We start from the raw sequence: 16,582 nt of genomic DNA, 5'->3' as shown, positions 1-16,582 counted from the left end.
TGATCATCACCAGCAACAGGGCACCCAGCGACTGGTATCCCCTCTTCCCCAACCCGGTCGTCGCGGAGTCCCTCCTCGACCGGCTGATCAACGCCAGCCACCAAGTCATCATGAACGGCCCCAGCTACCGGCCCAACAAACGACCGAAGGGCCCTACCAACCCGACCAAGCCCCCGGTCAAATAGGCGAAACCACCTCAGGGGCTGGGCAGTTGCGTGGCCACAGCCCCTGAGGGATCACCGTCGACACACTCCGGCTCACAGCCACCGCTGAGCGGCTTCGACGCTGTCACCGCCGCTCGTGTTGAACGCGATCGCCGCCTTCGGCGCATGCCGCCGAACCAGATTCACGACCTGCTCAAACAGCGGCATGAGCGGCTCCGGCTTGCGGATCTCACCCCCGATGACGACGACGTCCCAGCTGTGCTCGGACAGCGCTGCAACGATCGTCGACTCGGCCGACTCGTCCAGCTCGATCAGCGTCATGGACGCATCGATGGCGTGATCGCCGAATCTGGCCAGTTCCTGCTCAAGGGCCGCTCGGATGGCGTCTCCGTCCATCCCGGGCACTGCACGCGGGTCGATTCCAAGAATAAGAACGCGGGGCATGCTCAAGAAGACGATCAGCCGATCGTCCAGGTTCCCGACGCACGAAGCCGGTGCCCCCAGCGGAGGGACGACGTCCTGGGGAATTACGTGAAGTTAGCCGCGGGGAATTACGTGACCGTCGACACGCTTGCGGCGGGTGATGCCCCGGATGTCGCGCTCGCGCATGAGGCGCCCGGCCTTCTTCCGGTTGATCACGTGCCCCGCCCGCCGAAGGGCAGCGTGCACGCGCGGAACGCCGCAGGCGCCCCGCGAGCCGACGTGGATCTCGCGGATCCGGTCGGCCAACTCCCCGTCGTCGCATTGCCGTTCGGCGACGGCAGGCTGTGAAGCGAGCCAGGCGTAGCAGGTCGAACGGTTGACGCCCAGCGCGCGGCACAGCAGCGTGACACTGTAGCCATCGGGGTTCGCCTCGCCCTCTCCGCATCGATGAAGCGGCACACCGTGCCTGCTTCACGATCTCCTTCGCGAAGAAGGCCGCGGCTTTCACCAAGATCTCGTTCGCCTTCTTCACCTCGGCCAACTCGCGACGCAGGCGCCGGAGCTCGTCGCGCTCATCGCTGGTCAGCGCGTCGGCGGGCCCCTCGCCCGGGCCGGTCTTCGCCTGCTTCACCCAGCCGCGGAGCCCTTCGGGGCTGACCCCCGGTTCCCGGGCGATCTCAGTGACGTTCCGATGCGGCGACGACCGGACGAGCGCAACCGCGTCGCGCTTGAACTCGGCCGTTACCGCTTGCTCATGTTGCTCTTGCCACTCAACCTGGACTGCTTCCCCGGGGACGATCCGCGAGCAGTGCTCAAGACTTGTGGATCAGCTTCGGTTTGGACGCGGAGGGTGTACCTGCCCGAATGATCCTGTGATGGTCACCGAGTAGGCCCGCGTTCGCAGCGCGGGTCGGGAAGGCACGCCCGTGCTCAGCGTAGTGAACGCCGACGGTTCCACCGAGTCCGGCTCCCTGATCGACGAGATCGTCCGCGAGGGCGCCCGGCGGATGCTCGCCGCCGCGTTGGAGGCCGAAGTCAACCGGTACATAGCCGAGTCGGCCGCCGAGACGGACACCGCCGGGCGGCGCCTGGTGGTCCGCAACGGCCACCACCGGCCCCGCACCGTGACCACCGCCGCAGGTCGGGTCGAGGTCACGGCCCCACGCGTGAACGACAAGAGGGTGGACGCGGCCACCGGCGAGCGGATGCGGTTCTCCTCGAAGATCCTGCCGCCGTGGTGCCGCAAGTCGCCCAAGGTCAGCGAGGTGCTGCTGCTGTACCTGCACGGGCTGTCCTCGGGGGACTTCGTGCCCGCACTGGAGCAGTTCCTCGGCTCGGGGCGGCCGGGCTGTCGCCGGCTACCGTGACCCGGCTGACGAAGCAGTGGAGCGACGACCACGCCGCCTTCCAGCAGCGTGACCTCACCGAGTCCGACTACGTGTACGTGTGGGCGGACGGGGTGCATCCCAAGGTCCGGCTCGGGCAGGCGCACTCCTGTGTGCTGGTGCTGATGGGTGTGCGGCTGGACGGCACCAAGGAGCTGATCGCGTTGGCCGAGGGGCTGCGTGAGTCGACCGAGTCGTGGGCCGACCTGCTGCGCGACTGCCGCAGGCGCGGCATGCGCGATCCCGAGCTGGTCGTCGGCGACGGCGCGATGGGCCTGTGGAAGGCGCTCGCTGAGGTGTTCCCGGCTGCACGCCACCAGAGGTGCTGGGTCCACAAGGCCCGGAATATCACGAACGCCCTGCCGAAGTCCGCACAGCCGGGCGCGACGAAGGCGATGCAGGAGATCTACAACGCCGAGGACCGCGCGCACGCCGAGAGGGCGATCGAGGCGTTAGCGAAGACCTACGGTGCGAAGTGGCCCAAGGCGGTCGCGAAGATCACCGAGGACCGGGAGGAGCTGCTGGCGTTCTACGACTTCCCGGCGGAGCACTGGATTTACCTACGGACCACGAACCCCATCGAGTCGACCTTCTCCACGGTCAAGCTCCGCACCAAGGTCACGCGCGGCGCGGGCAGCCCGGCCGCGGCCCTCGCGATGGTGTTCAAGCTCGTCGAGTCAGCCCAGGCCCGTTGGAGAGCAGTCAACGGCGCCCACCTGGTCACTTTCGTCCGTGCCGGGGCCCGCTTCGACCGTGGCGTGCTGGTGGAACGGCAGGGAAATGCCGCTGCCTGGCCGCCGCATTGGCCCAAAAGGAGTGGACACATACTCGCCCGGCTTCATAGCCTCCCCACATGACCATGCACCTTGCGCTGTGCTGCTTCGCGGCCGGCCGCACCCGCCACGTCTAGCGCAGCGGGCCCTCGTCCGCCGCGTCACCGTGTCAGTCCACCACCCGCCGCTTCGCGCCCGGTGGTGTTTGCCGTGATCGGTATGGAGAGAAGACATGGTCAACCAGCAGTCATCCCGCCCTGGCGTTGAGGCATCCCTCGCGCCGTTCGTCATTCGCCCGCAGCAGGCTGACGACATCGGCGCTGTCGTGGTCCTCTCGCTCAGAGCCTGGCAGCCGGTTTTTGAGTCGATGTTCCGCGTGCTCGGCCCCCGTCTCAACCGGATCGTCTATCCGGACTGGGCTGCGGACCAGGCCCGTGCGGTCGAGGAGGTGTGCCGGGATGAGGGCATTAAGGTCTGGGTTGCCGAGATCGACACCCGGCCCGTCGGATTCGTCGCCGTGGCCTTCCACGACGACCCGCGCAGCGCGGAGATCGACATGATCGCCGTCGATCCGGACCAGCAGTGCCGGGGTATCGGCAGCGCACTGCTTGCCTTTGCGCTGGATCGGATCAGCGCCGCCGGCATCCACCTCGCCCACATCGCGACGGGAGGCGATCCCGGCCACGCCGCGGCCCGGCACACCTACGAGAAGGCCGGATTCACGGCGCTGCCGCTCGTTCGCTACTACAAGGAACTACCTGCGGTCCACGCCGACTGACCGACGCTGGTCGGCGAGGGCGCCGCCCCGTGGCGGCATCCTCGCCGAATGCGACGATGCCTCAACCATCCGATCGCCCCATCCAATCCACAGGCTTTGACAATTACTCGACGATCCGCCCCAGTATCAGGCTGTCCACATCAGTAGGGGAACTTCAATCCAGGGCTTCCCCCATCGGCGGAACACGACGCTACTGGCCGGCTACGGAACCTGCTGCTGCACGGATGACCGATCTCGACGGCAAACGGCACCGCCCATCTGGCTGTGCCCGCGTCTGTTCGCGTCCGTGCGGCGCCCCCTGGTCAGACTCCGATGGCTCACACGCCGTGCTGGGAGCCGGGACAACATCAACTCTCGCACGTAGGCTCGGGAGACGCGTCCTGGTGGTTCCGTGGACGAGGGCGCTCAATGAACAAAGAATGTGGCGTGAATCCTCCCCAAATCCCCTGGAGAGGACCACGCCACAATCCGTTCGCAGACGGTCAGTCGACCACACCGAAGTCGGCGGCGCCGGACTTCACCGTGTCGATGAACGTGATGTAGGTGGACCGGGGCAGGGACAGGGCCGGGCCGTTCTTCTCCTTGGAGTCACGGATGCCGACCTGGGCCTGCCGGACTGCGACCTCGACGCAGTTGCCGCCGCCCTGGTCGCTGTATGACGACTTGAACCACGACCCTTCCGGCGCGAACTCGGTGGAGGGAACGGGCTTCGTGTAATCAGTCATTTCCACAGTTTCTCTTCGAGTTCCATCAGGAATGACGGCGTCTGGGAGGGCCCCGGCGCCGCCTTTACCATGGCATCGAACTGCCGCTGGTACTGCCCAACATCGGAGGGCTTCGACCACATGGTGATGGATCGGTAGCCGTCGCTCTGGACCACCGGGTCCAGCTCGTCGAACTCCAGCACCGTGAAGCAGAACGCCGCGCGGTAGGTGGACAGGTCTTCGGGGATGATCTGCACCTCTACGTTGTCCTGCTCGCAGAGGCGGATGATCTCCGCGTACTGGGCGCGCATGACCTCGGTGCTGCCGATCTTCGTGCGCAGCGTGCTCTCAGTCAGGATGATGTGGACCTCTCGGTCGCCGTCCAGCAGGGTCTTGCGTTCCATGCGGGCCTGGACGCTGCGTTCGACGGCGTCGGTCGTTCGTTCCTCCACGATCTTGGCTGAGCCCATGAGGGCGTTCGCGTACTGCTCGTCCTGGAGCAGGCCGTGCACCACGTTGTTCTCGAAGCCCCGGATGCGCACGGACTCACGTTCCAGACCCAGGTATCGCGGCATCCCGGAGGGGAGCACGTTCCTGAAGGTCGTCACGGGCTCGCTCTTGAGTGAATCGCGCTGCATCTGCAGCAGGACATCGCGGTCGCTGGGCTCTATGACGTCGTACTCGTCCATCAGCGCTTCGAGGTCCGCCAGTTTGGGCAGCGGGATCTCGCCGGCCTCCACACGGCTCAGTTTCGATCGGGAGAAGCCCAGCTTCGTGGAGACGGCCTCGGCGGTGCAGGAGCCCACCTCCTCACCCGGCCCGGCCATCTCCTCGGCGTACTTCTTCTTCCGCTCGCGCAGTTCACGCAGTTCCTTGCCGAGCATGACCCGCAGGTACGTCGGTCCCCGTCGTGCCGCCACCTGTCCCCTCGCTTCGGTTCGCTGTTCGCCAGATCGGAGCCTCTGTCCTCCGGACCGAGGTGTCTGTCCGTCAGGAAGAAGGTTGTGTCCGGAGTTTGGCACGGCCCGTCCTCTCTGCAACACCCTCTGTCCACACAATGGCACTTGCCAATTCGTGCCCGTCTGGGGATTCCCTTGAATGTTAACTAGCGCGCGCATCAAGCTGGTTGCGGAGGTCGACCCGAAGCCCGTCTCCGTCGGCCCCATGGAGGCATGTGCCCCCGGATACGTGCGCGGTCCCGGCCTCCGTGAGGGCCGGCCCAGGAAACCTCCGGGAACCGGGCCGCGCCGACACCCCCATACCGCCCCCTAGCGAGCCGAGACCAGCAATGCACCAGAGCTTCAGCGCCCTCCACAAGGGCAATGACCGGACGGACCGGGAGCGTGACTTCCACGTACGGTTCCACCCCGACGAAATCCGCGTGGAGATGGACCCGCTGGTCCGTCTGATGAACATCCGTCGCGACGTGCTCGACCGCTGCCTGACGCATATTGAGGCAGCGGGGCGTGTCCCGCGGGTGTGTCTGTACCTGCTCGCGGCGCGCGGCATCGAGCCTGCGCACTCCTGCGGCGCGGCACGGGACTACGCCCTCCAAGAGGGCTGGCAGATCAGCACAATGCAGGTGTTCACGGACCGTTTCGGTGTGACCGATCCGCTGTTGCGGCCCGGCTGGTCCGCCGTACGTCAGCAGATCCGGGCCGGGTTCGCCGACGGGGTCGTTGCGCTCACACACTCGATCATCAGCCCGCACCTTGACGAGTACGAACTCCAGCTCGCCCTGGTCGAAGAGAGCGGCGGGTTCGTCGCGCTCGTGACCACGGAGACCGCGGGAACGACATCGTGAGGCCGGGCCGACACACAGCCCGCTGGGGAAGCCGCTGATGAGCGCCGCCACAAACGCTGCGAAGCGGCTGCCGCAGACATCGCGTGCCTTCGAGGCGGCCTTCGAACCGGACCCGGTGTGCGTCGGACGCGCACGGCGGATCACCACGGCCTTCCTCGGGCTGTGGCACGTGCGCGGGCCGCTGGCCGACAACATCGTGCTCGTCGTCTCCGAGCTGGTCAGCAACGCCGTCGAGCACGGAACAGGCGATGTCGTGCTGCGCGTACTGTACCCCGACAACGAAATCCGCATTGAGGTCACCGACGGCAATCCGGCTCCAGCCAGGATGCGCTCTGCCAGCGACGACGACGTATCAGGGCGCGGCCTGCTGCTCGTCACGGTACTCGCGCGGAAGTGGGGCGTCACCAACGACGGCCGCACCACCTGGGCCACATTCCGCGTTCCCTCGAGGAGGCCATGATGGTGGCCGTCAACGACGTGACCACCGCCGGACTCCTGATCCGACCGGTCGGCGCCGAGGACAAGCTGAAGCACCGGATCGCGCACCTTCTGTCCCGCTCCCCCGCTGACGAGCGGTATCGGTGATGACCTGATCGACCCCCTCGAAGAAGTCCTCAGCGACCAGCCGGGGCCCGCCGCCCCTGGCCAGAAGATCGACGCCCTCATAGGCCGCTGGAGCCTGCCCGTCCCACGGTGGCGGCTCCCCGAGGTGGCGCCGACGACCGCCGCGGACGCGGCACGGATCGCCGACCGGTTCCGCCGGGCCACCGGCCAGCTGGTGCAGGTCGTTCCGCACCGCGTCGCGGTGTACCCGACTGAGGAGCTGCGCCTCGTGCTCGTCCTGCGCCATGAACAGCCGTCCCCCGCACAGGCGCTGTCGTACCTGCGTCGGCATGCCTTGGCGATACTCGCCGTCCTGGACTTGATGGGAGACGATGCATGACGCCCCCCACCGCAGACGTCGGGCCGCGTTCCCTGTCGGCCCGACCCGGCGCCCGGTGCTGGGAGAACACGGCTCCGTACGTCCCCCACGGGGAGCCGAAGCGCCCCAGCGCCGGGCGGGACCCCAGCCGCCTCGCCTTCGCGCTCTTCGCTGCGCTCGCCCTCGCGGCCGTGTGCCGAGTGCAATCCCGACGACGGCCGACACCCGTCATACACCGTCTGGTGGCCGCCGACGAGATGCGATTCGCCGCGCTGTGCCAGCAGATCACCGACGCACGCCGAGGAGTTGAACAGTGACACCCCCAGACCGTCGCGAAAGTCGTCCTCACGCCCCAAAGCGGCAAGTCCATCAAGGGCCTAGCCGCCGCCGACGCTTTGGCCGCGCTGGCGCGGGACCTCAAGATCCAAGCGCCGAAGCCATGACCGCGCACCGCGGCATCGGCAACCGCCTCCTCGACGGCCGTCAAATCCTGATCCTCAGCCACCAGTCCCCGCCAGCGGCATACCTCATCTCTCCGATATAGGTACAGACCACACCGACCGTCACCGACCGTTCTCTCGGCGAACACCGCTGCTCGGGCGACGAATGCCCGCTCTGGAGCCAAGCGGTCGCCGAGCCGGTCGATGAGGGGCATGGGCAAGCAGTGCGTGCGCAGACTGGCACCTGTCACCCACAACGGCGTCGAGAGGCCCAATCAGCGCGCGGTGAACCGCCGGGGTGCGCCACCCCCCGCCACAGGTTCATCTCAGGCCATTTTCCGTCCCCACTTCAAGACCGCCTATCACCCTGCACTGTCAGTCCTATAAACGCCTTCCGATTGAGGGAGAACGCTCTTTCGGGGGACGCCATCCAGAGGCCGCCAGCGCTATGCTTCCAGCACATGTTCACCGCCCTGTGAAATTTCAGGCAGTTATGCAAGCGGGGCCGTGAGGCAAGGGGAAGCAGCCAGCACCGAGACCGTCGGTGCTGGTCAGGCACGAAGGGCAGGTGCGAAAATGAACTCGTTCACCAACGGCATGCAGGCCAGCTGGATCACTGGCACACACTGGGTGAAGGCAACAGCGAGCGACGCACTCAACGAATGCGTCGAGCTTGCACGCGTGAATGAAAACGAAGTCGCGGTTCGTAACTCGCGCTTCCCCGACGGACCCGCGCTGGTATTCACGCGGGCGGAGATCGCCGCATTTCTCGACGGGGCCTGCAAGGGTGAGTTCAACAGCATGACTGTCTGAAACTCTCCGGCAACGACTTGCCTCCAGGGCGGCTGACTGTAGATGCTGAGCGGGCGGCGCAAGGTCGCGTCGCCCGTTCGCAAGGAGAGGTACCGGTGCCGGGGAATGTTCTGGCCCTGGTGGGGGGCCATGAGTCGCCCACCACTCCGAATGCCGCTGCGCGTGTAGTCCGCAACTATCTGCGGTTTCTCCGCAAGGAGGCCGGGCTGCGGCAGAGCGATGTCGTCGGCAAGGTGCCGGGCATTGGCTCGACCGCGACCCTGTGCCGGTATGAGACCAAGCCCAACAGGAAGCTGGACGAGCATACCGTCATCAACCTCTGCCGGTTTTACGATGCCTCGCCTGCGATGATCGACGAGATCGTCCTGCTCGTACGGCAGTCGCTTCAGCAGGCGTGGTGGGCGAGTTACTCGGACGTCGTCGGCGACAACCTGGCACGCGTCTTCGCCACCGAGGCCGTCTCCAAAGGAATCCACACCTACCAGGAGTTCAATGTCCCCGGGATGCTGCAGACCGCTGCCTACACCAGGGCGCTCATGCAGGACTACTACCGGCTCACGGTCGGCGAAGCAACGCGCCAGAAGAGCGAGGAGCTGGTGAATCGGCGCCTTGAGGTGCGCCGGCGGCGCCAGAACCTGCTGGACCAGCCGGACGCTCCCTACTTCCAGGCCCTGATCGCCGAGAGCACCCTGGCCAAGCGCACGGGCGGCACAGCCGTGATGCGTGAGCAGCTGCGGCATCTGTTCAATCTGGCCGAGAACAAGCCCAACGTGCACATCCGGATCCTGCCGAGCTCGGCGCAGGAACTGGGAAGCGCCCGCCATCCGTCCATGACGCTCTTCAAGCCGTATGACGGTGAGGAAGGCCAGTTGCTCTACCTGGAGAACACCAACCGGGGCGGGGAGTACCTGGTGGATCCCGGCGAGGTGGAGCCGTACCAGGCGTGCATGGACGACCTGTGGACGCGCACCGGAGAGAAGGACGAGACACTTCAGCTGCTGCAGACGTACATCGACAAGCTGACGGGCCCCCGCTAGTCAGCGGATGCGTGCAACGGCTCCGTACTCGATCCACTCCTCGGTCCGCTGGCGGGGGGCGAGATCGCTGTCCGGTCTCCAGTGGGACACTTCCACCGGTTCGATTCCCTCCACGAGTTCCAACCCCTCGAAGAAGCGGTTGACCTCACTGATGGAGCGCACCTGACCCCAGTTGTTGCTGGTGACGCCGGCCATGAAGTCGGTGACGGAGGCGCGCAGTTCAGCGTCATCCGAGGCGAGGTGCGAGATGACCATGTAGCTCCCTGCCGGCAGCCGCCCGGCCACCTCGCGGACCAGAGCCCAGGGGTTGTCCCTGTCGGGGATGCAGTGCAGCACTGATACGAACAGGGCCGCGACCGGCTGGGCGTCATGCAGCAGTCGCTGTACCTCGGCACTGCCAAAGATGCCGTCCGTGTCACGCATGTCTGCCCGGAGTACGGCCGTCGTGCTGGGATCCTCGGCCAGCATCATCCGTCCGTGCGCCAGGACGACGGGATCGTTGTCGATGTAGACGACCTTGCTGGAGGGATCCACTTCCTGGGCCACCTGATGCACATTCGGGCGTGTCGGAAGCCCAGAGCCGTGGTCGAGGAAGCGTCGCACGCCGCACTCGGCCGCCAGGTAGCGCACGGCCCGCACGAGGAAGGCACGATTGACGAGCGCCAGGTCCTTTGAGCTGGGTGCCATCTGCAGCAGCTCGTCACACGCATCGCGGTCGACCTGGTAGTTGTCCGTGCCGCCGAGCAGAAAATCGTACATCCGGGCGACGCTGGGCCTGCTGAGGTCAATAATGAGCCACTCCCCACACTCATGCCCGCATGACCCGATGTGGCCACGCGATCCCCAACGGAGGAAGCTCATGTTAGAAGCGCTCAACAGCTGAAGGCCACCTGCATTCACCTTCGAGGGAACACTTCTCGACGCAGACCAGTGACCCCGGCTTTCCCGTGCACACCGGCGCACTCCCCGCAAATCATTCCAGGCGCCAGCCTGTGGCATCTTCGGATCCGGTCTGAAGTGCCACCTTGCACAGCGCTCGCCGGCTCAACAACGCAAACTCGGCACCGCCCAGCCCCATGACCTCGCCGCCTTCCTGCGCGCTCAGACCCAGTTTGTGGCGCAGCAGCAGCGCGTCTGCTTCACGACGTTCAAGAACGCGATACAGACAGCGGACGGATGCAGTACGGCGCGAACTCGCGCACTCCACGAGCAACTCCCAGGCCATCACGGCTGGGGACGGGCTGCTCAGCACGGCCTGCCAACGCGACCCCAGTTCTCTCAGCACCGCCGTTGCAACCGCCATCCCCACGGCGGCGGAGCCAGCACAGGCTGCGCCGTAGCGCCAGTAGACCGGCCACCAGCCCCGGCAGAACACCTCATATGTCACCGACAGGCCGGACAGGGCCTTGCCTGTGCAGACATCCACGTCCCTTGAGATGCGCCGACGGGACCGACCATTCAGGGCCGGTGCCCTACTCCCTGGCGTTCGCACTTCTTCTGCCTTCCTGACTGCGACGCACTGTCTTCGATGACCCGCTGATCGGCTCACGCCGCGGCTGCCCGGCAGCGCCTTGGCACAGCAGTGCCGGTCGTAGCCCCGCCGGGCGGATACGCGCTAGCCCGGGCTGCGACCGGCACTGCCGGGCGCCGGGAGAGGACGCCTGCGCACCTCATGCAGGGTGCACAGGCGTCGCTCGACGGAGCCGGACGGGTCAGTTCCTGCGGACCTTCAGGTAGGAGACCGCACTGCGGTCGGCGAGCACCGTGGCAGTCAGCAGTCCCAACAACTGCGTGGGTACCTCCACGTGCTGCCACACAGACAGCTGGGTGATACCGGCCACCAGGGGAAAGCTCAGGCGCAGCGTCACGAAGAAGACGCCGACGGGAGCGGTTTGGACCACGGCAGACAGCGGAATGTTAGCCTCGGAAGGTGAAGGAAGAAGGCGCGCCAAATTCCTTCGCACGTGCTGAATCAACTCTCGTACTCCTGGGTTCGGGGATTGAATCAGGCACGGAATGAAGGGCTTCGAGACTGACCGCAAAATCGACTCGAAGCCCTTTTCCATGCCTGCACTCGAACGCTAGCGCCAGGGAAGCGACCGGTGCATCCGCCGGCAAACGTGAAAACGGAGCCGGGAACTCCGCGTCAGTCATTCAACAACGGTGAACTCCGGTCAGAATCTCTCAGATTGGACGCCGAAGCGCGCCGGGCGCGGCCAGCGAGGCACCGCAAGATCCCGATACCCATGAAAATCTGAACATACAGCCGGAGCAGTGAGTCACCCGTGCGGGTGAATCACGGGCCCCGGACCATCAGGACGGTGAAAACGGCTCCGGCGGCAGAAGACAGTCAACAGGCATCCCAGCCGCGCCGACACCGTCGAGGCCCGCCCCTGCGCTCGTCGCGCGACATTCGTCCCGAGCAAAGGCGGGCCAGCTGACGACTGTCAGCCCCATACACCGGATCCTCCAGCGTCTCGGAACCCGGTGCACTGCCCGACGGCCCCCGCCCATCCCGGTCGTCTCCCACGTCGATTACGGCAAGGCGCAGAGCCCCTCCCTGCTTCTGGGCCAGTGATGTCGCCGAAGGCCGGTTCGAGGAGCTGATCCGCCCGCCCCAGGACGTACCGGTCACCGGGGCCGAGACGGCGCAGACCGACATCACCGCCGCGATGCTCCGCGACGCCCGCCCCGCCGACGCCGTCCTCATCGCCCAGAACGCCCCCTACGAGGCCGGGATCCTGTACGACTGGGCGGCCGCCTGTCCGACGCTGGCGCGAATACCGCTGATCGACACTGTGCGGCTGGCCTGCCGGGCCTACCCCGATCTTCCCAGTCGCCGCCTGGACGACCTGCTTCGGTATATGCAGCTGCCCGTCCCGGCCCGCCGTCACCGGGCGATGCCGAACGTGGAAGCGACCAGCGCGGTGTTCGCCCGGCTGCTGGTCGACGGCGCCGCCGACGGGCTGTGGGCCACGCTGGACCAGCTCTACCGGGTCGCCGGGATCGTACCCAAGGCCGTCACCAAGGACAAGGACGCGGCCAAGCCCCGGCACCGGCAGGAGGAGCTGTTCTGACCAGCCGACCGACACACGACGCCGACGTGAGCCGTCTGGAAGCCGACGAGACGGGCGGGGTGCTGGTGTCGCTGGAAGGACTCGGCGGCACCGGCAAGAGCTACCTCGCCCGCCGGCTCGCCGAGCAGCAATCCGCTGCTCGGCGAGGAGTTCTCCCGCCGTCGGCACTGCCGCGAGGGGCAGCCGCATCATCAGCGCGCTGGCCGACGCCGCCGACGGCGACCACTTCCTGCTGGCCATGCAGATACACACCTGGGAGACCGTCCGGCCGACCCCGGCTGCCAGCCGCACCGCCCGGACACGCCGGTCATCTGCGGCAACGTCGCCATGCCTTCCACAGCTCCACGCCAGGAAAGCCGCGATCCATGATGACGAGCATCCCCGCCGCGCTGCCGGCCATCGCGACCGCCAACTCCCGTTCCCCGCCGCTGAACGCGCCCACCCGCACGTCCACCGACGCGTGCGTCGCGGCCTCCGTCAAGGTCACCACCCGCACCTGCGGGAACCCGGCCGGGTTACCCCGCGCGTCCACGAGCCCACCCAGCTCGGCCCGGTTGGCCGGTGTGTCCGGCGCGTCCAGCACGAACCCGTCCACCGCCGCGACCCGCATTCCACGGTAGAACGCACCCGCAAGCCCCAGCGGTGCCACCGGCCCCGCCAGCTTCCGGAACACCGACTTCAGCGACGCCTCACCCAGCCGCTGCCGGGCCCGAGTGAAGGACGACTTGTTCGGAACCGCCTCGTGCATATCCGACCAGGCACCTACCAAATTCTCCGCGACGTCGTCGTAGGAGTCCTGATGGAACAGCGCCAACGCCAGCACGTAGTGGACCATGAACCGGGACGGCAGCGCCCCCGGACGCCGGTCCCGCCGACCGCACTCCGCCAGCGCCTGGTCCACCAGTTCCGGCGGCACCCACTCGGTCAACACGCCCAGCCGTACCTCGTCGGACAACCCACTCCACGGATGCACGACCAGATCAACGACCCACACCGAGCCGCCGTCACCCGACCTACGGCAGTTGTTCTCGAATTCAAGCAACGGCATTGACCCGGAACATCGAAATGGAACAAGATCGAACACCGGATGTTCTGCCACATCACCGCGAACTGGCGCGGCAGGCCCCTGACCAGCTACCAGGTCGTCATCGAGACCATCGCCGCCACGACAACTCGCACCGGCCTCAGAATCGGAGCCGAACTCGACACCGGCCGATATGACCTGGGCACCACCGTCCCACCCGCCGAGTTCCATGCCCTGCCAATCACACGCCACGCCTTCCACGGCGACTGGAACTACACCCTGGCACCGGTCGCACCCCGGCACCCCGAGCCGGCACCGAGCCGACAACAAATCGGTCCCGCCCTGACCGCGATGCTCACCGACCCGGCCCTGACCGGCATGTCACGCTCCGCCTTCGACCACCTGGTCGCCATCTCGGAACCGTACTGGGACGCCCTGGCCGAGGCGGCATTCCAACGACGCTTCCACCGCCCACGCAGCTACCTCCACCCGCAGACCAGCAGCCTCGACCACTACCACCGCCTACTGACCGCCCTGTTACGCCGCCGCAGAGCCGCCACCAGCACACTTCTGGCCCAGCTCCTGAATGTCGGCCGCACCAACCTGTCCAACCAGTTCCAAGACGGCCACCGCCTCCTGGACCTGCCCCGCGTCGCAGTCACTCCACTGCCCGGAACCCCGGCCCGCACCCTCGCCCAACTACAAGCCCGCCTACCGTCACGCGACGACACCTGCACAGATCAACTCTGACAGTTATTCAGACACAGGCCCCGGCGGTGCCGGAGTACTGGCGCTGCACGCCGGCCGAGGTGGTGCCCTTCTTGAGGAAGCCGGTGTCGTCGAGGATGAGAATCCCGTCAGGCTCGCCGAGCCGTTCGGCTGCGTAGTGCTGAAGGTCGTCGCGGAGCTCGTCGGCGTCCCAGCGGGCGCCGTTGAGGAGCCGCTGAAGGCGGTCGGGTGTGGCGTGTCCGGCGTACTCGGCCAGCTGCCAGCCGTTCTTGCGGCCGACCGGGCCCAGCAGAATGTAGTCACGCATCCTGCGACGCGGCTCGACGCGCCTGAAGCGGTGGCCGGTACGCAGGAACAGTTCCTCGAGTTCGTCGTTCCAGATCTCAACTGCACGCTCGTCGATCACGCCCGGAGGCTGCCCAGACCACTGCCACCATCACCGGCGGCTGCACACGATCGAGGGGCGGTCCGGGAAAGAGAATACAGGCCGGAAACCAGCCCACTACACTCACCCAAACCGGGTCTTCGAAGATGAGCGGGGTCTGACTGTGAGCGGTCTGCCGCGTCGTCACGGGCGGTGAGAATCGGGCGAGTTGAGTCCTGCCCCTGGCCGCAGGAAGCCCGTGGTCGTAGGCGATCATGACTGTTCTCTACGCAGCTTGATCACCTGGACACACGGGCTTGGACAACAATACGACGTTGCTGCTCGACCTGGACGGCCTGGCCGTGGCGAAGGTCGAGCGGCTCGCGGACGGCACCCGGCGGTGCACCTGACCACCGCGGACGAGGCCGCGCGGGCCTGCCCCTCCTGCGGGGTGTTCGCCGTGCGCGTCAAGGGCCTCGTGCAGACCCGGCCACGGGATCTGCCCTACGGCGAGCGGGGGCTGGAGCTGGTGTGGCACAAACGCCGCTGGTACTGCACCGAGCCGGCCTGCTCGCGCCGGACCTTCACCGAGCGAGTGCGCCAGGTCCCGGCCGGAGCCCGGATCACCACCCGGCTGCGAGTCGCGGCCGGGCTGCGGGTGCGCGACGCCGCCTCCACGGTCGTCCAGGCGGCCCGGGACCTGGGCCTGTCCTGGCCCACGGTGATGAACGCCTTCCGCGCCGCCGGAGAAGAAGTCACCGCCGCGGCACTGGAGCCCGTCGAGGTGCTCGGCATCGACGAGACCCGCCGGGGCCGCACGCAGTGGCGCCAGAACCCGGAAACCGGCCGGTGGGAACCCGTGGCAGACCGCTGGCACACCGGCTTCGTGGACGCCTTCGGCGTCCAGGGCCTGCTCGGCCAGGCCGAGGCCGCGCTCCCTCGGACGTGCTGGCCTGGCTCGCCACGACACCGCTTGAGTGGCGTCGGCAGATCCGCTACGTCGCGATCGACATGTCCCCCGGCTACCGGGCCGCGATCCGCACCGGCCTGCCCCATGCCACCGTGGTTGTCGACCACTTCCACGTGGTCCAGCCCGCCGACAAGATGCTCAACACCGTCCGGCACCGGACCACCGCGGCCCTGCGCGGCCGACGCGGACGGGCCCGCGACCCGGAGTGGAAGGCCAGGCGCCGGCTGCTGCGCAACCGCGAGGACCTCACCGACGTCCAGTTCAGCACGATGTGGAACGCGCTGATCGACGCCGGGACCATCGGCATGACCCTGCTGACTGCCTGGATCGCCAAGGAACGGCTACGGGATCTGCTCGCCTGCGCCCGCACCGGCGCCAGCCGCCACCGCACCGGCCACCTGCGGTTCAAGTTTCTGACCTGGTGCGCCGACTCCGAGATCCCCGAAGTCCGCCAACTCGCCACCACGGTGGACCGCTGGTGGCCCGAGACCGCTGCCTTCACCGCCACCGGCCACAACAACGCCAAGAGTGAAGGGATCAACCGCGTGATAAAGCTCGTCGCCCGCGCAGCCCACGGCTTCCGCAATCCCGCCAACCAACGCCTACGCACACGCTGCGTCACCACTCGCCGAGCCCGCGGACACCTGCACCCCGCCTAAATTCGAAGACCCCCCAAACCACCCCTGAACAGGGAAAACGTAAAAGTGCTGCTGGAGTACTAGTGTCTCGTGATTCTGTTTGTGGAACCTGAGGCGTCCGTGATCGTTGAGTCGGGTATGGATCTCTCCTCTGAACAGATGGCTGAACTAAGAGGATGTCTCACGTGGTGAGTTTGGCGAGCTTCTTGTAGCAGGTGAGGGCGGCTGCGAGGCCGAGGAAGGCGAGGAAGTGGGAGCCCTTTCGCTCGTACCGGACGGTGAGTCGGCGGTAGCCGAACAGCCAGGCGATCGACCGCTCGATCTTCCAGCGGTGTCGGCCGAGCCGCTCGCTCGATTCGATCCCGGGGCGCGCGATGCGTGGGACGAGTCCTCGTTCGCGCAGCCAGGTGAGGTGTTCGGCGGAGAAGTACGCCTTGTCCGCGCGGAGTTTGACGGGTCGGCGCCGCCGCGGCCCGCGTCGGGACCGGACGGCTGGTATACCGCGGATCAGCGGTTTGAGGGCCAGGCTGTCGTGGG

General features: G+C 67.0%; 20 protein-coding genes and 5 pseudogenes. 14 read left to right on the top strand and 11 right to left on the bottom strand.

Features of this window, described 5'->3' with window-relative positions; all coding sequences use genetic code 11:
- Positions 1-185: ATP-binding protein (locus ACWEKM_RS42120; RefSeq protein ID WP_451626593.1), on the top strand; the 185-nt coding region annotated here is incomplete at its 5' end.
- Between the two features lie 72 nt (positions 186-257).
- On the opposite strand, the gene ACWEKM_RS42115 is transcribed toward ACWEKM_RS42120, so the two are convergent.
- The 3 genes and pseudogenes from ACWEKM_RS42115 to ACWEKM_RS42105 all read right to left on the bottom strand — a co-directional run.
- Positions 258-608 carry a hypothetical protein gene (locus ACWEKM_RS42115; protein WP_451626595.1) on the bottom strand — a complete coding sequence of 117 codons (351 nt, stop codon included), beginning with the start codon at positions 606-608 and terminating at the stop codon, positions 258-260.
- 93 nt (positions 609-701) lie between these two features.
- Positions 702-1,046 (bottom strand): IS3 family transposase, encoded by a 345-nt coding sequence (locus ACWEKM_RS42110; protein ID WP_451626592.1) that lies wholly within the window; start codon positions 1,044-1,046, stop codon positions 702-704.
- Between the two features lie 88 nt (positions 1,047-1,134).
- Positions 1,135-1,386, bottom strand: a pseudogene (locus ACWEKM_RS42105) (transposase); the annotation flags it as partial.
- Between the two features lie 127 nt (positions 1,387-1,513).
- Between ACWEKM_RS42105 and ACWEKM_RS42100 the strand changes: the two are divergent.
- A pseudogene (locus ACWEKM_RS42100) lies at positions 1,514-2,829 on the top strand (IS256 family transposase).
- A gap of 148 nt (positions 2,830-2,977) precedes the next feature.
- Positions 2,978-3,523 carry a GNAT family N-acetyltransferase gene (locus tag ACWEKM_RS42095; protein ID WP_451626591.1) on the top strand — a complete coding sequence of 182 codons (546 nt, stop codon included), beginning with the start codon at positions 2,978-2,980 and terminating at the stop codon, positions 3,521-3,523.
- Between the two features lie 482 nt (positions 3,524-4,005).
- Here the strand turns inward: ACWEKM_RS42095 and ACWEKM_RS42090 are convergent, their stop codons facing one another.
- Together ACWEKM_RS42090 and ACWEKM_RS42085 are read right to left on the bottom strand one after the other, a co-directional pair.
- Complete coding sequence (locus ACWEKM_RS42090; protein ID WP_451626590.1) at positions 4,006-4,248, bottom strand: DUF397 domain-containing protein; 243 nt, start codon at positions 4,246-4,248, stop codon at positions 4,006-4,008.
- Complete coding sequence (locus tag ACWEKM_RS42085; RefSeq protein WP_451626589.1) at positions 4,245-5,147, bottom strand: helix-turn-helix domain-containing protein; 903 nt, start codon at positions 5,145-5,147, stop codon at positions 4,245-4,247. Before ACWEKM_RS42085 ends, ACWEKM_RS42090 begins: the two co-directional genes overlap by 4 nt.
- A gap of 368 nt (positions 5,148-5,515) precedes the next feature.
- On the opposite strand from ACWEKM_RS42085, the gene ACWEKM_RS42080 reads away from it, so the two are divergent.
- The 7 genes from ACWEKM_RS42080 to ACWEKM_RS42050 all read left to right on the top strand — a co-directional run bounded on the left by ACWEKM_RS42080 (position 5,516) and on the right by ACWEKM_RS42050 (position 9,243).
- A complete protein-coding gene (locus ACWEKM_RS42080; protein ID WP_451626588.1) occupies positions 5,516-6,031 on the top strand; it encodes a hypothetical protein in 516 nt (171 codons plus the stop codon).
- 37 nt (positions 6,032-6,068) lie between these two features.
- Complete coding sequence (locus ACWEKM_RS42075) at positions 6,069-6,491, top strand: ATP-binding protein (protein ID WP_451626587.1); 423 nt, start codon at positions 6,069-6,071, stop codon at positions 6,489-6,491.
- Positions 6,491-6,616 (top strand): hypothetical protein, encoded by a 126-nt coding sequence (locus ACWEKM_RS42070; RefSeq protein WP_451626586.1) that lies wholly within the window; start codon positions 6,491-6,493, stop codon positions 6,614-6,616. Before ACWEKM_RS42075 ends, ACWEKM_RS42070 begins: the two co-directional genes overlap by 1 nt.
- A 124-nt stretch (positions 6,617-6,740) precedes the next feature.
- Complete coding sequence (locus tag ACWEKM_RS42065) at positions 6,741-6,974, top strand: hypothetical protein (RefSeq protein WP_451626585.1); 234 nt, start codon at positions 6,741-6,743, stop codon at positions 6,972-6,974.
- A complete protein-coding gene (locus ACWEKM_RS42060) occupies positions 6,971-7,270 on the top strand; it encodes a hypothetical protein (RefSeq protein WP_451626584.1) in 300 nt (99 codons plus the stop codon). Before ACWEKM_RS42065 ends, ACWEKM_RS42060 begins: the two co-directional genes overlap by 4 nt.
- A 699-nt stretch (positions 7,271-7,969) precedes the next feature.
- Complete coding sequence (locus tag ACWEKM_RS42055) at positions 7,970-8,206, top strand: DUF397 domain-containing protein (RefSeq protein WP_451626583.1); 237 nt, start codon at positions 7,970-7,972, stop codon at positions 8,204-8,206.
- Positions 8,207-8,301: 95 nt separating this feature from the next.
- Positions 8,302-9,243 (top strand): helix-turn-helix domain-containing protein, encoded by a 942-nt coding sequence (locus ACWEKM_RS42050; RefSeq protein WP_451626582.1) that lies wholly within the window; start codon positions 8,302-8,304, stop codon positions 9,241-9,243.
- Here the strand turns inward: ACWEKM_RS42050 and ACWEKM_RS42045 are convergent, their stop codons facing one another.
- The 3 genes from ACWEKM_RS42045 to ACWEKM_RS42035 all read right to left on the bottom strand — a co-directional run bounded on the left by ACWEKM_RS42045 (position 9,244) and on the right by ACWEKM_RS42035 (position 11,144).
- On the bottom strand, positions 9,244-10,032 hold the full coding sequence (locus tag ACWEKM_RS42045) for an SAM-dependent methyltransferase (RefSeq protein ID WP_451626594.1): 789 nt from the start codon (positions 10,030-10,032) through the stop codon (positions 9,244-9,246). It lies immediately after the preceding gene.
- Positions 10,033-10,216: 184 nt separating this feature from the next.
- Entirely contained in the window at positions 10,217-10,669 is a 453-nt protein-coding gene (locus ACWEKM_RS42040) for a hypothetical protein (RefSeq protein WP_451626581.1), read from the bottom strand.
- A 286-nt stretch (positions 10,670-10,955) separates the two neighbouring features.
- On the bottom strand, positions 10,956-11,144 hold the full coding sequence (locus ACWEKM_RS42035; RefSeq protein WP_451626580.1) for a hypothetical protein: 189 nt from the start codon (positions 11,142-11,144) through the stop codon (positions 10,956-10,958).
- 771 nt (positions 11,145-11,915) lie between these two features.
- Between ACWEKM_RS42035 and ACWEKM_RS42030 the strand changes: the two genes are divergently transcribed.
- Positions 11,916-12,320 (top strand): 3'-5' exonuclease, encoded by a 405-nt coding sequence (locus ACWEKM_RS42030; protein ID WP_451626579.1) that lies wholly within the window; start codon positions 11,916-11,918, stop codon positions 12,318-12,320.
- A gap of 307 nt (positions 12,321-12,627) precedes the next feature.
- Here the strand turns inward: ACWEKM_RS42030 and ACWEKM_RS42025 are convergent, their stop codons facing one another.
- Entirely contained in the window at positions 12,628-13,368 is a 741-nt protein-coding gene (locus tag ACWEKM_RS42025; protein WP_451626578.1) for a transposase domain-containing protein, read from the bottom strand.
- A 3-nt stretch (positions 13,369-13,371) separates the two neighbouring features.
- Between ACWEKM_RS42025 and ACWEKM_RS42020 the strand changes: the two are divergent.
- Positions 13,372-13,632 (top strand): annotated as a pseudogene (locus ACWEKM_RS42020) (ISAzo13-like element transposase-related protein); the annotation flags it as partial.
- 481 nt (positions 13,633-14,113) lie between these two features.
- Here the strand turns inward: ACWEKM_RS42020 and ACWEKM_RS42015 are convergent.
- Positions 14,114-14,455: pseudogene (locus ACWEKM_RS42015) on the bottom strand (transposase); the annotation flags it as partial.
- 382 nt (positions 14,456-14,837) lie between these two features.
- Here ACWEKM_RS42015 and ACWEKM_RS42010 point away from each other — a divergent pair.
- Both ACWEKM_RS42010 and ACWEKM_RS42005 read left to right on the top strand, forming a co-directional pair.
- Positions 14,838-15,119 (top strand): annotated as a pseudogene (locus tag ACWEKM_RS42010) (transposase family protein); the annotation flags it as partial.
- Between the two features lie 140 nt (positions 15,120-15,259).
- A complete protein-coding gene (locus ACWEKM_RS42005; protein WP_451626577.1) occupies positions 15,260-16,066 on the top strand; it encodes an ISL3 family transposase in 807 nt (268 codons plus the stop codon).
- A gap of 160 nt (positions 16,067-16,226) precedes the next feature.
- Here the strand turns inward: ACWEKM_RS42005 and ACWEKM_RS42000 are convergent.
- The coding region (locus tag ACWEKM_RS42000) for a transposase (protein ID WP_451626576.1) at positions 16,227-16,582 on the bottom strand (356 nt) is incomplete at its 5' end.

The organism is Streptomyces sp. NPDC004752 (assembly GCF_053601275.1).
Note: the sequence above shows the minus strand (reverse complement) of the source record. Positions and strands in the feature narration are given on the sequence as shown.

What these genes read in the sequence shown, in the direction of transcription:
- ACWEKM_RS42115 (WP_451626595.1), bottom strand. Translation starts at nt 608, where the DNA reads ATGCCCCGCGTTCTTATTCTTGGAATCGACCCGCGTGCAGTGCCCGGG.
- ACWEKM_RS42095 (WP_451626591.1), top strand. Translation starts at nt 2,978, where the DNA reads ATGGTCAACCAGCAGTCATCCCGCCCTGGCGTTGAGGCATCCCTCGCG.
- ACWEKM_RS42090 (WP_451626590.1), bottom strand. Translation starts at nt 4,248, where the DNA reads ATGACTGATTACACGAAGCCCGTTCCCTCCACCGAGTTCGCGCCGGAA.
- ACWEKM_RS42080 (WP_451626588.1), top strand. Translation starts at nt 5,516, where the DNA reads ATGCACCAGAGCTTCAGCGCCCTCCACAAGGGCAATGACCGGACGGAC.
- ACWEKM_RS42075 (WP_451626587.1), top strand. Translation starts at nt 6,069, where the DNA reads ATGAGCGCCGCCACAAACGCTGCGAAGCGGCTGCCGCAGACATCGCGT.
- ACWEKM_RS42070 (WP_451626586.1), top strand. Translation starts at nt 6,491, where the DNA reads ATGGTGGCCGTCAACGACGTGACCACCGCCGGACTCCTGATCCGACCG.
- ACWEKM_RS42060 (WP_451626584.1), top strand. Translation starts at nt 6,971, where the DNA reads ATGACGCCCCCCACCGCAGACGTCGGGCCGCGTTCCCTGTCGGCCCGA.
- ACWEKM_RS42055 (WP_451626583.1), top strand. Translation starts at nt 7,970, where the DNA reads ATGAACTCGTTCACCAACGGCATGCAGGCCAGCTGGATCACTGGCACA.
- ACWEKM_RS42030 (WP_451626579.1), top strand. Translation starts at nt 11,916, where the DNA reads ATGCTCCGCGACGCCCGCCCCGCCGACGCCGTCCTCATCGCCCAGAAC.
- ACWEKM_RS42025 (WP_451626578.1), bottom strand. Translation starts at nt 13,368, where the DNA reads ATGCCGTTGCTTGAATTCGAGAACAACTGCCGTAGGTCGGGTGACGGC.